13 protein-coding genes are annotated in these 15,621 nt (G+C 51.3%); 6 read left to right on the top strand and 7 right to left on the bottom strand.

All coding sequences use genetic code 11. The features are described from left to right. Window positions 1–90 precede the first annotated feature (90 nt). Both R9X49_RS05720 and R9X49_RS05725 read right to left on the bottom strand, forming a co-directional pair. Window positions 91–396: a PTS lactose/cellobiose transporter subunit IIA gene (locus tag R9X49_RS05720; RefSeq protein ID WP_319847534.1), complete on the bottom strand. Its 306-nt coding sequence runs from the start codon at window positions 394–396 to the stop codon at window positions 91–93. A 166-nt stretch (window positions 397–562) separates the two neighbouring features. Continuing rightward, the gene (locus R9X49_RS05725; RefSeq protein WP_319847535.1) at window positions 563–1,891 is read right to left on the bottom strand and encodes a PTS sugar transporter subunit IIC; all 1,329 of its coding nucleotides are present in this window, start codon (window positions 1,889–1,891) and stop codon (window positions 563–565) included. Between the two features lie 585 nt (window positions 1,892–2,476). On the opposite strand from R9X49_RS05725, the gene R9X49_RS05730 reads away from it, so the two are divergent. Continuing rightward, a complete protein-coding gene (locus R9X49_RS05730; RefSeq protein ID WP_319847536.1) occupies window positions 2,477–3,436 on the top strand; it encodes a LacI family DNA-binding transcriptional regulator in 960 nt (319 codons plus the stop codon). A 78-nt stretch (window positions 3,437–3,514) separates the two neighbouring features. On the opposite strand, the gene znuB is transcribed toward R9X49_RS05730, so the two are convergent. Beyond that, window positions 3,515–4,300 carry a zinc ABC transporter permease subunit ZnuB gene (gene znuB, locus R9X49_RS05735; RefSeq protein ID WP_319847537.1) on the bottom strand — a complete coding sequence of 262 codons (786 nt, stop codon included), beginning with the start codon at window positions 4,298–4,300 and terminating at the stop codon, window positions 3,515–3,517. Next, window positions 4,297–5,055 carry a zinc ABC transporter ATP-binding protein ZnuC gene (gene znuC, locus R9X49_RS05740; RefSeq protein ID WP_319847538.1) on the bottom strand — a complete coding sequence of 253 codons (759 nt, stop codon included), beginning with the start codon at window positions 5,053–5,055 and terminating at the stop codon, window positions 4,297–4,299. The genes znuB and znuC overlap by 4 nt, the downstream gene beginning before the upstream one ends. 76 nt (window positions 5,056–5,131) lie before the next feature. Between znuC and znuA the strand changes: the two genes are divergently transcribed. The 3 genes from znuA (at window position 5,132) to lpxM (ending at window position 8,758) form a co-directional block, all read left to right on the top strand. Further along, on the top strand, window positions 5,132–6,151 hold the full coding sequence (znuA, locus tag R9X49_RS05745) for a zinc ABC transporter substrate-binding protein ZnuA (RefSeq protein ID WP_319847539.1): 1,020 nt from the start codon (window positions 5,132–5,134) through the stop codon (window positions 6,149–6,151). 12 nt (window positions 6,152–6,163) lie between these two features. Next, entirely contained in the window at window positions 6,164–7,486 is a 1,323-nt protein-coding gene (gene mepM / locus R9X49_RS05750; protein ID WP_319847540.1) for a murein DD-endopeptidase MepM, read from the top strand. A gap of 300 nt (window positions 7,487–7,786) precedes the next feature. After that, window positions 7,787–8,758: a lauroyl-Kdo(2)-lipid IV(A) myristoyltransferase gene (lpxM, locus tag R9X49_RS05755; protein WP_319847541.1), complete on the top strand. Its 972-nt coding sequence runs from the start codon at window positions 7,787–7,789 to the stop codon at window positions 8,756–8,758. Window positions 8,759–8,898: 140 nt separating this feature from the next. Here the strand turns inward: lpxM and pyk are convergent, their stop codons facing one another. After that, a complete protein-coding gene (pyk, locus tag R9X49_RS05760; RefSeq protein ID WP_319847542.1) occupies window positions 8,899–10,341 on the bottom strand; it encodes a pyruvate kinase in 1,443 nt (480 codons plus the stop codon). Between the two features lie 259 nt (window positions 10,342–10,600). Beyond that, window positions 10,601–11,470, bottom strand: coding sequence for a MurR/RpiR family transcriptional regulator (locus tag R9X49_RS05765; protein WP_010275858.1), 870 nt, complete (start codon window positions 11,468–11,470; stop codon window positions 10,601–10,603). A 397-nt stretch (window positions 11,471–11,867) separates the two neighbouring features. Between R9X49_RS05765 and zwf the strand changes: the two genes are divergently transcribed. After that, window positions 11,868–13,343, top strand: a complete 1,476-nt coding sequence (gene zwf, locus R9X49_RS05770; RefSeq protein ID WP_319847543.1) for a glucose-6-phosphate dehydrogenase — start codon at window positions 11,868–11,870, stop codon at window positions 13,341–13,343. Between the two features lie 169 nt (window positions 13,344–13,512). After that, on the top strand, window positions 13,513–14,154 hold the full coding sequence (locus R9X49_RS05775; RefSeq protein ID WP_263059478.1) for a bifunctional 4-hydroxy-2-oxoglutarate aldolase/2-dehydro-3-deoxy-phosphogluconate aldolase: 642 nt from the start codon (window positions 13,513–13,515) through the stop codon (window positions 14,152–14,154). Window positions 14,155–14,320: 166 nt separating this feature from the next. Here the strand turns inward: R9X49_RS05775 and purT are convergent, their stop codons facing one another. Beyond that, window positions 14,321–15,499, bottom strand: a complete 1,179-nt coding sequence (purT, locus tag R9X49_RS05780; protein WP_319847544.1) for a formate-dependent phosphoribosylglycinamide formyltransferase — start codon at window positions 15,497–15,499, stop codon at window positions 14,321–14,323. Window positions 15,500–15,621: the final 122 nt, after the last annotated feature.

The raw sequence follows: 15,621 nt of genomic DNA on the forward strand, positions 1-15,621 counted from the left end.
CAGAACAAGGTGATTGTTATTTTTTTTAACGGGTACAGCGTAATTAAATAACTGACGTAATCGACCCTCCCTATAGGGTATTAAAATGAACTATTTTCTTTGGTATAGATGAATAATCTCTTCTGATAATTCGCGGGCGAGCAGGGATGTCATTAAATGGTCTTGAGCATGAACCATAATCAATGTCATCGGCTGTCTGGCTTCTCCTGCATCCTGTTCGATCAGTTGGGTCTGCATTTGGTGGGCCTTGCGCGCGTAACCATCGGCCTCCTTCAACAGATTCTTGGCCTCATCAATGTTGCCTTTACGCGCAGCGTGTAGCGCCTCAAAACACAGGCTGCGTGACTGCCCTGCATTGACGATAATTTCCATTACTGCATCTTCTAATGTAATCATCATATGACCTATTTTTATGCGAACGAATACTCGCAGCACGTATTTTCTATGCTGCGTTCTTAAATAGCATTCAGGTCGGTGAATATGAGTAATAAAAATATCTCGACACTGAATGCGTTATTTTCCTTTTTATTTAATTTCTTTGGCGAGTTCTTTATTTATGCCATTAATTACTACTCACCGTTTTTGTCAGCGATAAATCACCCTGTATTTTTTGCTCCTCGGTTTTCATTAACGTTCGTTCGTAGGCTCGCAGGAACGGCAAATACATCAGTGCAGAAAATACCATGCACAGCAGGCACATAATTAGCGGGCTGAAACTCCAGTTTGCGGCCCACGATGCGCCAATGGGGGCCGGTGTTGTCCAGGGCGTGAGTGATACCACCTGCGCCAACCACCCCATTTTGGTTGCGGTGTAAGCCAGTACGGCATTAACCATCGGGACGAAAACAAAGGGGAGAAACAGCATCGGGTTCATGATGATGGGCGCGCCAAACATGATCGGTTCGTTTATGTTAAAGAAGCTCGGTACGACACCCATTCTACCGATGGTCCGCAAGTGCGTTACCTTGCTGCGTAACAGCAGGAATGCCAGCGGTAGCGTCGATCCGACGCCGCCAATCAACAGATAGTGATCCCAAAAGCCCTGTAAATAGATGTGTGGCAAGACTTCTCCAGCCGCCAGCGCGGCCTGATTCACGGCCAGATTGGTCATCCAGAATGGGTTCATGATGCCTGTGACAATCAGCGAACCGTGGATCCCTGAGAACCAGAAAAGCTGGCACAGCAGCACGGACAGAAGAATGGCTGGCAGCGAGTCTGAGGCGGACACCAACGGGGCCAGCAAGTGCATAATCGCTTCGGGAATGATCATGCCCGTTTGTGCTTCAACGAAAAGATTGAGCGGGTGCAGCGTCGCGACAATTACCAACACGGGAATGAGGATTTCAAACGAGCGGGCGACTCCCGTCGGCACTTCTTTTGGCAAGCGGATGGTAATGTTGTGCTGTTTCAGCGCCGCGTAAACACGGGTGGCGTAGATGGAGGTCAGTAAGGCAGTGAAGATCCCTTGCCCTGACAGGTACTCGGTAGAAATTTTGTTATCGGCGTAAGGGGCGGCGACGAGCAGGAAAGCCATAAACGCCAGCAGACCGGACATGACGGAATCGAGATTAAGCTGTCGTCCCAGACTGGCACCCACACCTACGGAGATGAAAAATGTCATTAGCCCCATACTCAGTTCGAAGGGCAGCATCAGCTGTGCGCGATAGGTGATAGAAAAATCGAGCCAGGTCCGAGCGAATCCGACAGTGGTATCAGCGGAAAAGGGAGGAAAAATAAACACCAGCATAAATGAGCCGATGATCATAAAGGGGAGTGCGGCGGTAAAGCCATCGCGGATAGCGATCACATACTTTTGTTGTCCTAAGCGCCCGGCCAGCGGGGTAATCGATTGTTCGATAGCGGCAATCGTTGATTGATATAAGGAACTCATGTGAACACCTTTCTCGTGTGTCGCCGTAGCAGCGACAGATCGTCACCAAGTATGTTATCGCCACGTTGTATTCCGTAACCTATTGTATTAACAGGCCGGATAAGAATATCGTGTGTGGCAGCCTTTTGTTAAAGTGAGCCTATATCCGTTATGTTTCTTCCTCAGCGGACCGCATTTTCCGCTAAGCAGAATGTAAAAAGTTATTGCTAGTATGATTGGATATCATATGGAAACCGTTTTCCATGCAAAGAAAAGAGAAGTGTGATGGCGGTCAATATGTGATGTTTTCTGGCCGTATTAATTAGATTTACATCACATCTTATTGGCAGAAATACTTATTGGATGTTAAACGGATAATCGGTTTCCATGCTGGATAGAAACGGTTATACTGCAAAGCAATACAATAATGCCGCTCGTTTAAGAATCAAGATACCGGGGGCTACCACGGTGCGAGGTATCCCTGCGGGAACCTCATCACCGTGTTTCCCCCTAAATCCACGCTTAAGTGAACAGTATTAAGGCAATACAAGGCGCTGTTGGTGTTCAGGGTTTTGAGTCGGATTTAGCGTTTTCCAGGGGCAAATGATGTCTACAATCAACGATGTATCGCGTTTAGCTGGGGTGTCTAAAGCCACAGTCTCCCGGGTGTTGAGTGGTTCACGCGGCGTAAAGGAAGCTAGCCGTCTTGCAGTGTTAAAAGCGGTTGATGAGCTTAAATATCGGCCGAACGTTATCGCTCAATCGCTACTGAGTCAGTCAACCGGCTGTATTGGCGTTATTTGCGCTCAGGACAACATCAATCAGACGACTGGCTATCTTTACGCGCTGGAAAAACACTTTAGCCGGCATCAAAAGCACCTCTTACTGCGGTTTGCCAGCAGCAGGGCAGAAGTGATGAGCGTGCTTGATGAACTGACCAGCGGCCTGTGTGATGACATCTTAATCATTGGTGCGCGTTTTCCACTGAATCTGGCCGATAAAAACATCATTCTGATCGATTGCATGGAAACGGACACCGCGAACAGCCTGCAATTCGATCACGCTTTCGCCACGGAAACGGCGTGCAATTACCTGATTCGGCAAGGAAGACGGCAAATCGCATTGATTAATCCCGCTGCCAGCAGTTCTGCGGAGCAGGTGCTTTTAGGGTATAAGCGGGCACTGGAAAATAACTTTTTGCCGTTTAACCGCAATCTGATTTTTATGGATGCGTCTTCATCGTCGTCGGTGGCGCTGCAAGTGTTGCTCAATAACAGCACGACACTGAATTTCAATGCGCTTCTGGTGGCTGATGAGCTGGAAGCCAAGCGTGTTATCACACAGCTTCAGGCGTTTAATAAATCTGTGCCAAAAGACATCATGGTATTCAGCCTGGCGGGGTCTCTCGATATTCCTGGCATTCCGGCGATACCGGCAATTGAATATTCGATGGATGCGATAGCGGCCAGAATCGTGTCCTGGCTCAATGAGAAAACGCAAGACGTGCTGGGTTCGTATGTCTTGCGGGGTGATTTAATCATTCCCGATATGGCGAACCGGAAATAAACTCAGTTCGCCCACACGCCAAAAAGAAAAGCCCTTCTGAATGTTATTTCAGAAGGGCTTTTTTATCTTGTATCGCTGTTAGGCGGGTTGCCGTTTAAGCAGGCTGACAATAAACAGCAACGATGCGCACAGCACCACTGAGGGGCCGGCTGGCGTATTGTAACCAGCCGAGAAGGCCAGACCGCCCGTCACGGCAATCATGCCAACGATAATCGCGATACTCGCCATTTGTTCCGGCGTCCGCGCGAAGCGTCTGGCGCTGGCAGCGGGAATGATCAGCAGTGATGTAATGATCAGCGCACCAACAAACTTCATGGCAATACCTATCGTTAATGCGGTGGTCAGCATCAGGAGCAGCTTGGTACGCTGTAGCTTCACGCCGTCGACGTGCGCCAGCTCCGGGCTGATCGTCATCGAAAGTAGCGCGCGCCATTGCCAACGCATAATGGCAATAACGACAATCACGCCGCCGCCAATGACCCACAGATCCTCTGTCGTGACGGAGAGCAAATCGCCAAACAGGTAAGCCATCAAATCCACGCGCACGTTATTCATCAGGCTAACGACAACCAATCCGAGTGACAGTGCGCTGTGCGCCATGATGCCGAGTAACGTATCAACGGCCAGATAGGGACGGCGTTCCAGCCAGACAAGCCCCAGCGCCAGAATAAGCGTCACGGCGATGACGGCAGCAAACAGGTTGATGTTCAGCAGCAGGCCGAAAGCGACGCCGAGTAAGGACGCATGCGCCAGCGTATCGCCAAAGTAAGACATCCGCCGCCAGACGACGAACGAACCGAGCGGGCCTGCCGCAATTGCTAGCAATATCCCCGCCAGCCAACCGGGAAACAGCAGTTCGATCATGCGTCGTTTCCACCTTGTCTTTTCAGAATGATACGTCCCTGTAGATCGTGACGATGATTATGATGGTGGCGATAAATCGCCAATTGCTCCGCACCGCGGTGGCCGAACATCGCTAAAAATTCGGGATGAAGGGAAACGACTTCAGGCGTGCCGGAGCAGCATACATGTTGATTAAGGCACAGGACTTCATCCGTTTTCGCCATCACCAAATGCAGATCGTGCGAGACCATTAATACACCGCAATGGAATTCCTGTCGCAGTTGATTAATGAGATCGTACAGCGCCAGTTGCCCATTGACGTCGACACCTTGTGTCGGTTCATCCAGAACCAGAAGCTGGGGCTGGCTGAGCAGCGCGCGCGCTAACAGCACGCGTTGGGTTTCGCCGCCGGAGAGTTTCTGCATCGGTTGTTCCAGCAGGTGTGCCGCCTGAACGCGCTTAAGGGCAGGCAAAATATCCTGTTTTTTCACGCCGGGACGCAGTTGCATAAAGCGGCTGACGGTCAACGGTAGCGTGGTATCCAGATGCAGTTTCTGTGGAACGTAGCCGATACGCAGCGCGGGATCCCGGACCAGCGAACCAGAGGTGGGGGAGAGTAGCCCCAGGACTACGCGTACCAGCGTCGATTTCCCTGCGCCGTTCGGCCCCAGCAGTGTCAGAATTCGACCTGCCTGCAAGGTAAGAGAAATATCTGACAAGACCTTTCGGCTGCCAAATGTAACTGAAATATTATTAAGTGATACCAATGTGGACATATAATTCGGTTTGCACAACCCATGTGACGTTATATTATAACAAGCAACACGATAAAAATCGATGGGATCGACTTTCATGCAACAATCTATTCAACAAAAAAAATCTATTCAGCAAAAAAAATGGTTAAAAAATGTGTTTGTTGCCACCGCGCTACTTGCGAGCGGGATGTCAATCAGTGCGGCATCCGCGGCGGTCATTACTTCAATTCGTCCCTTGGGATTCATTGCGTCGGCGATTGCCGATGGGGTAACGCCAACTGAGGTTTTGTTGCCTGATGGCGCGTCGCCCCACGATTATGCCTTGCGCCCGTCTGATGTCCAGCGTTTACAGTCCGCCGATTTGGTGATTTGGGTCGGGCCGGAAATGGAAGCCTTCCTCGGAAAGCCGTTAGCGAAAATTTCTCCTGCAAAGCAGATCGCGCTTTCCGCGCTGCCAGCCATTAAAAGCGAGCTGGAAAAAGAGGTCGGGCACGATCATGAGAGTGAGCATGAACAGGCACATGATGACCATGAAAAAGGCCACGATCACGGCCATGCCGCCCATGATGACGGCGACGATGGTCACCATCACGGCGAGTACAATATGCACATTTGGCTGTCGCCGGAGATGACAAAACAGGCGGCGATTGCCATTCATGCAAAATTATTGGAACTTATGCCTCAGAATAAGGACAAACTAGACGCGAATCTGCTTTATTTCACGGATAAAATCGCGCAAGCAGATGAAAAAATTGTTAAGATGCTAGCGCCTGTGCAGGGTAAAGGCTATTTCGTGTTCCATGATGCCTATGGCTATTTTGAGAAACACTATGGATTAAGCCCCTTGGGTTACTTCACGGTTAACCCTGAAATCCAACCTGGTGCACAGCGTTTACATCAAATACGAACACAGTTGGTTGAGCACAAAGCCGTATGCGTTTTTGCTGAACCACAATTCAGGCCAGCCGTTATTAATGCTGTTGCCAAGGGAACCGACGTGCGCTCGGGTGTGCTCGATCCATTGGGAAGCAATATTGCACTGGGTAGAGATAGCTATGCCGATTTCTTGTTGCAGCTATCGAACCAGTATGTGAGCTGTCTGGAGGAAAAATCATGAGGATACGAATAAGTGCAGCAGATAGTCCGAACTATCGCTCTGGCGTATAACAGCTTACCTCGGCCCCATCGCGTCATGCTGGGGTCGCTTACCGTTGTGACATTGGCCGTTGCTGTTTGGCGGCCTTTTGTTTATCCCCACGTCGATGATGCTCCTGTCATCGTGAAAGATATCGACCTGGAAACCAGCCAACTGCGTACGCTGACGCCTGAAGCCAGTGAACCGATAGACCAACCCTCGCCGGATGACGACATTCCACAAGATGAGCTAGATGATAAGGTTGCCGATGAAGGCGGCGTACATGAGTACGTGGTGTCTACGGGCGATACCTTAAGCAGCATTTTGACGCAGTACGGTATCGATATTGCGGATGTCACCCAACTCGCAGAGCAGAACAAAGATCTGCGGAATCTGAAAATCGGTCAGCAAATTTCATGGGCGCTGGGAGAAAATGGCGATCTGCAAAGTTTGACCTGGCAGATGTCCCGCCGTGAAACCCGCATCTATGAGCGCGTGGGTGCTGATTTCAAAGAACGCATTGAAACGCTGAAAGGCGAGTGGCGCAACAGCGTCCTGAATGGCCGGGTCAGCGGTAGCTTTGTCAGCAGCGCAAAAAACGCCGGTTTGACCAGCACAGAAGTGCGCGACGTGATAAAAGCGCTGCAATGGCAGTTGGATTTCCGTAAATTACGCAAAGACGATACCTTCTCCGTACTGATGTCCCGCGAAATGCTTGATGGTAAAAGCGAGCAGAGTGAGCTGGTCGGCGTGCGTTTGAATACTGGTGGCAAAGACTATTACGCTATTCGTGCAGAAGACGGCAAATTCTACGATCGTGAAGGTTCCGGTCTGACGCGCGGATTTATGCGTTTCCCGACCATGAAACAGTTCCGTATTTCCTCCAACTTTAATCCGCGTCGTTTGAACCCGGTGACAGGGCGTGTCGCACCGCATAAAGGTGTCGACTTTGCGATGCCTGTCGGTTCACCGGTTCTGGCCGTCGGGGATGGTGAAGTCGTCATCGCGAAACGCAGCGGTGCGGCGGGGAACTATGTGGCCATTCGTCATGGTCGCCAGTACACCACGCGTTACATGCACATGCATCGCATCCTGGTTAAACCCGGACAGAAAGTGAAACGAGGCGATCGTATCGGGTTGTCTGGCAACACGGGACGCTCTACGGGCCCACACCTGCATTATGAATTCTGGATCAACCAGCAGGCGGTCAACCCACTGACGGCTAAACTGCCACGCTCTGAAGGGCTGACGGGCAAAGAGCGTCGTGATTACCTGGCGCAGGTGAAAGAAGTCGTGCCGCAGCTTAAGTTTGATTAACGATATCCGTCATACTCCAAGCTGCTTGTGCGTTGGCCGCCCTTACTCACCCCAGTCACTTACTTGTGTAAGCTCCTGGGGATTCATGCGGTTGCCGCCTTCATGCAACTTGAATTATTTAGGATAGATATCGACTGCATATTATGCCGGTGGCTTGCTGCCGGCATTTTCATTTATAGAGTACGGTTCCTGGTTTTTTATTGTCGAGCAGGTATGTTTTTGCGTAATTGTCGGCGGGTGTTGCCAAACGCTGGGTGGCAATTATGATTATGTTTATTGATTGATCTGAAGAGTTTAGGCATGGAAAAAGAAAAAAAATCGAACGCTGAATTTGTTCCCCAGTTTCAACGCGCCTTTTTTCATCCGCGCTATTGGGGAGTTTGGTTAGGTGTTGGCGCAATGGCGCTCGCTGCCTATATTCCGGCACGATTAAGAAATCCGGTTCTGGGTGGGTTAGGGCGTTTTGTCGGGAAAATATCCAAAGGCGCACGCCGTCGTGCCCGTATTAACCTGCTGTACTGTATGCCGGAGTTAACAGATGCGCAGCGCGAAGCCATCATCGATGACATGTTTGCGACGGCTCCTCAGTCGATGATCATGATGGTGGAAGTGGGGATTCGTAACCCGAAGAAAATCGAGAAATATGTTCGCTGGCACGGTGAAGACATTCTGGACCGCATTAAAGAACAAGAGAAGAACGTGATCTTTCTGGTTCCGCACGGTTGGGGCGTCGATATTCCTGCGATGCTGCTGACTTCGCGCGGGCAGCGCATGGCGGCCATGTTCCACAATCAAAAGAATGCGCTGGTGGATTATTGGTGGAATCGTTTACGCCGTCGCTTTGGTGGCCGTATCCATGCGCGTAACGACGGTATTAAGCCGTTTATCAGTTCTGTGCGTTCGGGGTGCTGGGGCTATTACCTGCCCGATCAGGATCACGGGCCTGAACACAGCGAGTTCGTTGATTTCTTTGCGACCTATAAGGCCACGCTGCCTGCCGTCGGACGGCTGATGAAAGTATGCCGCGCTGATATCATTCCGCTGTTCCCGGTATATAACGCTAAAGATGGCTGCCTGGATGTATATATTCGCCCGCCGATGGATGATCTGGCAGAGGCGGATGACGTCTATATTGCCCGTCGCATGAATGAAGAGGTGGAAATTCTGGTCAGGCCGAATCCTGAGCAGTACACCTGGATTCTGAAGCTGTTGAAAACCCGTAAACCGGGTGAGATTGAACCGTACTGTCGAGATGATTTATACCGCAATTAGTTGATATCACGTCACTAAGCGCGAGATGCGCGGCGGATAGTAGACTGACAGAAAGAGAGATAAAAAAAGCCGGACGAGAAATCGTCCGGCTTTTTACTGGAATGAACCGTCTGCCTGCTAGCGGACGGTTATGGTAAGGATTATTCCACGCGCAGGATGCGGATCGTGTTGGTCGTGCCTACGGTACCCATGATGTCGCCCTGTGTGACGATAACCAGATCCCCAGACATCAGGAATCCTTTATCGCGCAGGCGAATCACCGCATCGTTAGCGGCAGCCACACCATCCGTGTAGCTATCGAAATGCACGGGGGTGACGCCGCGGTATAATGCTGTCAGGTTCAGCGTTTGCTCATGGCGAGACATGGCAAAAATCGGCAATCCGGAACTGATACGGGACATCATCAGCGCGGTACGGCCTGATTCCGTCATGGCGATCAGTGCCGTCACCCCTTTCAGGTGGTTGGCGGCATACATCGCAGACATCGCGATGGATTCTTCCGTGTTATCAAACTGCACGTCAAGGCGGTGCTTGGAGACGTTGATGCTTGGGATTTTCTCCGCGCCTAAACAGACTTTCGCCATGGCGGCGACGGTTTCAGCAGGATACTGACCCGCAGCGGTTTCTGCTGACAGCATGACCGCATCGGTGCCGTCTAGCACGGCGTTGGCAACGTCCATCACCTCTGCGCGCGTTGGCATCGGGTTGGTGATCATCGATTCCATCATCTGCGTGGCGGTAATGACCGCACGGTTCAACTGACGGGCGCGACGAATCAATTTCTTCTGAATGCCCACCAGCTCTGGGTCGCCGATTTCAACGCCCAGATCGCCCCTTGCTACCATCACCACGTCGGAAGCAAGAATGATGTCATCCATCGCGGCATCTGAGCAGACAGCTTCAGCACGTTCAACTTTTGATACGATCTTGGCGTGACAGCCAGCATCGCGCGCGAGGCGGCGAGCGTAGTTGAGGTCTTCACCAGTACGAGGGAAAGAGACGGCCAGATAGTCGACGCCAATTTTTGCGGCAGTAATAATGTCGGCTTTATCTTTTTCCGTCAGGGCTTCGGCAGACAGACCGCCGCCGAGTTTGTTGATGCCTTTGTTGTTGGACAGCGGGCCGCCAACGGTGACTTCGGTATAAACTTTCAGGCCTTCAACCTGAAGCACTTTCAGCTGTACACGACCATCATCCAGTAACAGGATATCGCCAGGTACTACGTCGCTCGGCAAGCCTTTGTAATCGATCCCAACTTTTTCTTTATCGCCTTCGCCTTTCGCTAAGTTGGCATCCAGCAAGAATTTGTCGCCGACATTCAGGAAAATTTTACCTTCTTTGAAGGTAGAAACACGAATTTTTGGACCCTGTAGATCGCCAAGAATGGCAACGTGGCGGCCTAATTTAGCCGCAATTTCACGAACTTTGTTGGCACGTAATAGATGATCTTCTGGTGTGCCGTGAGAAAAATTCATGCGTACTACGTTAGCGCCCGCATTGATAATCTTTTCGAGATTATTATCACGGTCGGTAGCGGGCCCCAGGGTGGTGACAATCTTGGTTCTTCTGAGCCGTCTGGACATGTATAACTCCGTTCACTTGTGAAGCTGTAGTGTTGCGATTAAGCGTCGAATAACGGTGCAAAATGTCACTTTACAACAAAACTATTTCACCTGCGTTATCCGAACATCGTGTTGAGTCTGATTATCATACTGTACAGGTAATCCCCACCATCTTTCCATGCCTGTAGTCTTTGGCCATATAAAGATGAAGCGGGTAGATGATACCGCTCATTTTTCATAGGTATAACTAAAAAAAAAAGCACAATGTAAAACTTATCTATCACCTGAAGGGGTTAATCAATCGCTCGTCTTTATCAAAGCGAGATTCACGCAGGGCCTCTTTGACCCGTTTCAGGTTATCACGAAACTTTTCCCCGCGGCGCAGCGTGAAGCCTGTTGCCAGAACGTCGATCAGCGTCAACTGGGCGATGCGGGACACCATCGGCATATAAACATCAGTATCTTCAGGCACATCAAGCCGCAATGCCAGCGAAGCTTCACGCGCCAGCGGCGTGCCGTCTGAGGTGATTGCGATAACGGTCGCGTCGTTCTCACGTGCCAGCTGTGCCATTTCGACCAGGCTTTTGGTTCTGCCAGTGTGGGAGATCAAGACCACGACGTCGCCGTCGCTGGAATTCATGCAGCTCATGCGCTGCATAACGATGTCATCGAAATAAACGACGGGGATATTGAAGCGGAAAAATTTGTTCATCGCATCGTGTGCGACAGCAGCGGAAGCGCCCAGACCGAAGAAAGAAATTTTTTTCGCCTGCGTCAGCAAATCCACGGCGCGGTTGACGGCGGTGACATCCAGGCTGGATTTCACCTGTTCCAGTCCAGCCATTGCGGATTCAAAGATTTTACTGGTGTAGGCGTCAACGCTGTCATCTTCTTCAACGTTACGGTTCACATAGGGTGTACCGTTTGCCAGACTTTGTGCCAGATGTAGTTTAAAATCGGGAAAACCTTTCGTTTCAAGGCGGCGACAGAAACGATTGACCGTTGGCTCGCTGACGTCGGCCATTTTGGCTAAGGTCGCGATGCTGGAGTGAATGGCTGTCTGCGGAGTGCTCAGGATCACTTCAGCAACTTTTCTTTCCGATTTGCTCAAGAGTTCTAGGTGACTCTGGATTTTTTCCAGCATATTCATACGACAAGGGCCATGTAAGTTTTTCCAATTTCAACTAAAGGTACACTGGCATGCATTACGTGAAAAAATGTTACGTGAAAAAATGCAAGTCGTGAAAATATACTACGACCCTGTAGTGGTTGGCAGAGGGCAATACGCTAAGTTGGGCCCTTTTTTTGCCAGAACATGACATGTGTCTAACTTTCAGAAAAGTAATCGACTGTCAGAAACGACGAAAAATTTCGCTTTAGGGCGAATGCATAATTGATTTCAGCCGCTGCACAGACCGATTTATGTGTGGTTTTCGACCAATAGCGACCATTATTTAGCATTTTTATGATGGGTTTACTGGCTGTAGTCAAAAAGAGTACATTATCGCTGTAATAAAATTACAGCATCCTGCAACGAGGAGATGAACATGGCGGTAACTTCAACAGCCCAAGCGTGCGATCTGGTTATTTTCGGTGCCAAGGGCGATCTGGCGCGCCGTAAATTGCTGCCTTCCCTGTACCAGTTGGAAAAAGCAGGCCACATCCATGCGGACACCAAAATTATCGGGGTGGGCCGTGCCGATTGGGATAAAGCGGAGTATACCCGCGTCGTGCGCGAAGCGCTTGACACCTTTATGAAAGAAGCCATCGACGACAAGTTGTGGGAAACGCTAAGCAGCCGGCTGGATTTCTGCAATCTTGATGTGGAAGACACGAAGGCGTTTAACAAGCTGGGCAAGATGCTTGACCAGAAAAACCGCACCACCATTAACTATTTTGCGATGCCGCCGAGCACATTCGGGGCGATCTGCAAAGGGCTGGGAACCGCCGGGCTGAATAAAGAGCCGGCGCGCGTGGTGATGGAAAAGCCGCTGGGTACCGATCTGGCGTCTTCTCGCGTCATTAACGATCAGGTCGCGGAATACTTCAACGAGTGTCAGGTTTACCGTATTGACCACTATCTGGGCAAAGAAACCGTACTGAACCTGCTGGCGCTGCGTTTTGCCAACTCGCTGTTCTCCTCAAACTGGGACAACCGGACGATCGACCATGTGCAGATCACGGTAGCCGAAGAAGTCGGGATTGAAGGGCGCTGGGGCTATTTTGATAAAGCCGGCCAGATGCGCGACATGATCCAGAACCACCTGTTGCAGATTCTGACGATGATTGCGATGTCGCCGCCGTCCGATCTGACGACCGACCGCATCCGTGATGAAAAAGTGAAAGTATTGCGTTCACTGCGTCGTATCGACCGTTCCAACGTGCATGAAACGACCGTACGCGGCCAATATACCTCTGGTTTTGTTCAGGGACATAAAGTGCCTGGCTATCTGGAAGAAGAAGGCGCGAACAAAAGCAGCAGTACGGAAACCTTTGTCTCGATTCGTGTTGATATCGACGACTGGCGCTGGTCTGGCGTGCCGTTCTACCTGCGCACCGGTAAACGCCTGCCGACCAAATGTTCAGAAGTGGTTGTGTACTTTAAGAACCCTGCGCTGAACCTGTTCCACGATTCTTACCAGCAACTGCCGCAGAATAAGCTGATCATTCGCTTACAGCCGGATGAAGGTGTGGAAATCCAGATTCTGAATAAAATTCCGGGATTAGAGCACAAACACCGCCTGCAAACGGTGAAGCTGGATCTGAGCTTCTCGGAAACCTTTAATCAGCAGCATTTGGCCGATGCTTATGAGCGTTTGCTGCTGGAAACCATGCGCGGCATTCAGGCGCTGTTCGTCCGTCGTGATGAGGTGGAAGAGGCCTGGAAATGGGTGGATTCCATCATGGATGCGTGGGCGATGGACAATGATGCACCGAAACCGTATCAGGCGGGAAGTTGGGGGCCAGTGGCATCCGTGGCGATGATTACCCGCGATGGTCGCTCCTGGAATGAGTTTGAGTAATTCTTTGATAATACGTCAGTAATTGAGATACCGAGAACGTTCGGCATCCCACAGTTTTTAATGTATGGCTAACGGTGCGGTCGGACATCTGCGGCGACGCAGATCCCTGTGGCAGGGGCGCGCTATATAATTAATGATGCCCTTCGGGCATGACTGGAGATAACTTTTGATGAAAAACTGGAAAACGAGCGCGGAACAGATTTTGACAACGGGTCCCGTTGTTCCTGTGATTGTGGTCAACAAACTGGAACACGCGGTGCCGATGGCAAAAGCGTTAGTCGCGGGCGGCGTTCGCGTTCTGGAACTGACATTGCGTACCGACTGTGCCATCGACGCGATCCGCGCGATTGCGAAAGAAGTACCGGAGGCCATCGTGGGTGCAGGTACGGTGACAAACCCTGAGCAACTGGCTGCCGTTGTGGAAGCGGGTGCCCAGTTCGCCATCAGCCCCGGCTTGACCGAGCCGTTGCTGAAAGCCGCGACTGCCGGCAATATCCCGTTGATTCCGGGTATCAGCACGGTGTCTGAACTGATGCTGGGTATGGATTACGGCCTGCGTGAGTTCAAATTCTTCCCAGCGGAAGCTAACGGCGGCGTGAAAGCGCTTCAGGCGATCGCGGGTCCGTTTGCTCAGATCCGTTTCTGCCCGACCGGTGGCATTACACCAAATAACTACCGCGATTATCTGGCGCTGAAAAGCGTGCTGTGCGTCGGTGGTTCATGGCTGGTGCCGAACGATGCGTTGGAGAGCGGTGATTACGCGCGTATTACCGAACTGGCGCGTGAAGCCGTTGCAGGTGCAAAAGCCTAAGTATGCTCGTGACTGAATGACGAAGGCCACTCACTACGAGTGGCCTTTTTTATGGCGGACATCCTTGTCCGCCACCCTACGGGCCGTCGCAAGCGACGTTGAAAAATGTTCCCTACATTTTTTTATGACGGACATCCTTGTCCGTCACCCTATTGGCAGTAGCCTATCAGCCGCTGACTTTTACAGCCGCAGCGACATGTTTGGCGATTGCCACCGCATCGTCCGTGGTTTCTGCGCTGGCTAACGCCACGCCCATACGACGTTTGCCACCGATATCCGGCTTACCAAACAGGCGAATTTGCGTGTGAGGGAGTAGCGCGCTTTCCAGCCCCTGATAGCGCACGTTGTTGCTTTCCAGTTCTGGTAAAATCACAGCGGAAGCCGATGCACCATATTGGCGAACTGCGCCAATTGGCAGCCCCAGAAAAGCGCGGACGTGCAGGGCAAACTCGGACAGATCCTGAGAAATCATCGTCACCATGCCGGTATCGTGCGGGCGAGGGGAGACTTCGCTGAAGATGACTTCATCGCCGCAAACGAACAGTTCAACGCCGAATAGGCCGTAGCCACCGAGCGCTTTCACGACATCGCTGGCCATCTTTTGCGCACGCTCTTGCGCCAGCGCACTCATCTGCTGCGGCTGCCAGGACTCGCGATAGTCGCCATCTTCCTGACGATGCCCGATAGGCGCACAGAAATGAATACCGTCAACCGCATGGATGGTTAGCAAAGTGATCTCAAAATCAAAATTCACCAACCCTTCCACGATGACGCGTCCGCCGCCTGCGCGTCCACCCTGTTGGGCGTAGTTCCACGCCTGATCTAACTGCTCCGCGGAGCGAATCAGGCTTTGCCCCTTGCCGGATGAACTCATGACAGGTTTAACAATGCAGGGGTAGCCAATCGCGTCTACCGCCTGACGAAAACTCTCTTCGCTGTCGGCAAAACGATAGGTGGAGGTAGGAACGCCGAGCGTTTCGGCTGCCAGACGGCGGATACCTTCACGGTTCATCGTCAGGCGTGTGGCTTCGGCGCAGGGAACAACATGGTGACCCTGTTTTTCCAGTGTTACCAGCATGTCGGTTGCGATGGCTTCAATTTCCGGCACGATGTAATCAGGACGCTCGGCTTCAACCAACGCTTTCAACGCATCGCCATCCAACATATTGATGACGTGGCTACGATGCGCAATCTGCATGGCCGGGGCATCGGCATAGCGATCGACCGCAATCACTTCGATACCCAAACGCTGACATTCAATCGCCACTTCTTTGCCTAATTCACCGGAGCCAAGCAGCATCACTCGTGTGGCATCCGCACGCAGGGCGGTTCCAATCGTTAACATAACCTTATACCTGATCGGGTTGTGAAAAATGGCCGCAGTATAAACGAAAACGTTTGCGTGCGCATTAAAGAGGGCATGCATTGGAATGCGGTGCGCAAAAGCGCACCAAGTGATAAGGGCGC

It is taken from the genome of Pectobacterium carotovorum (assembly GCF_033898505.1).
In the GTDB taxonomy this organism is placed as follows: Bacteria; Pseudomonadota; Gammaproteobacteria; order Enterobacterales; family Enterobacteriaceae; genus Pectobacterium; species Pectobacterium carotovorum_J.

Bases quoted from the DNA above. Each gene is read 5' to 3' on its own strand.
- purT (WP_319847544.1), bottom strand. From the start codon at position 15,499: ATGTTAACGATTGGAACCGCCCTGCGTGCGGATGCCACACGAGTGATG.
- R9X49_RS05775 (WP_263059478.1), top strand. From the start codon at position 13,513: ATGAAAAACTGGAAAACGAGCGCGGAACAGATTTTGACAACGGGTCCC.
- R9X49_RS05725 (WP_319847535.1), bottom strand. From the start codon at position 1,891: ATGAGTTCCTTATATCAATCAACGATTGCCGCTATCGAACAATCGATT.
- R9X49_RS05720 (WP_319847534.1), bottom strand. From the start codon at position 396: ATGATTACATTAGAAGATGCAGTAATGGAAATTATCGTCAATGCAGGG.
- R9X49_RS05730 (WP_319847536.1), top strand. From the start codon at position 2,477: ATGTCTACAATCAACGATGTATCGCGTTTAGCTGGGGTGTCTAAAGCC.
- lpxM (WP_319847541.1), top strand. From the start codon at position 7,787: ATGGAAAAAGAAAAAAAATCGAACGCTGAATTTGTTCCCCAGTTTCAA.
- zwf (WP_319847543.1), top strand. From the start codon at position 11,868: ATGGCGGTAACTTCAACAGCCCAAGCGTGCGATCTGGTTATTTTCGGT.
- pyk (WP_319847542.1), bottom strand. From the start codon at position 10,341: ATGTCCAGACGGCTCAGAAGAACCAAGATTGTCACCACCCTGGGGCCC.
- znuC (WP_319847538.1), bottom strand. From the start codon at position 5,055: ATGTCCACATTGGTATCACTTAATAATATTTCAGTTACATTTGGCAGC.
- R9X49_RS05765 (WP_010275858.1), bottom strand. From the start codon at position 11,470: ATGAATATGCTGGAAAAAATCCAGAGTCACCTAGAACTCTTGAGCAAA.
- znuB (WP_319847537.1), bottom strand. From the start codon at position 4,300: ATGATCGAACTGCTGTTTCCCGGTTGGCTGGCGGGGATATTGCTAGCA.
- znuA (WP_319847539.1), top strand. From the start codon at position 5,132: ATGCAACAATCTATTCAACAAAAAAAATCTATTCAGCAAAAAAAATGG.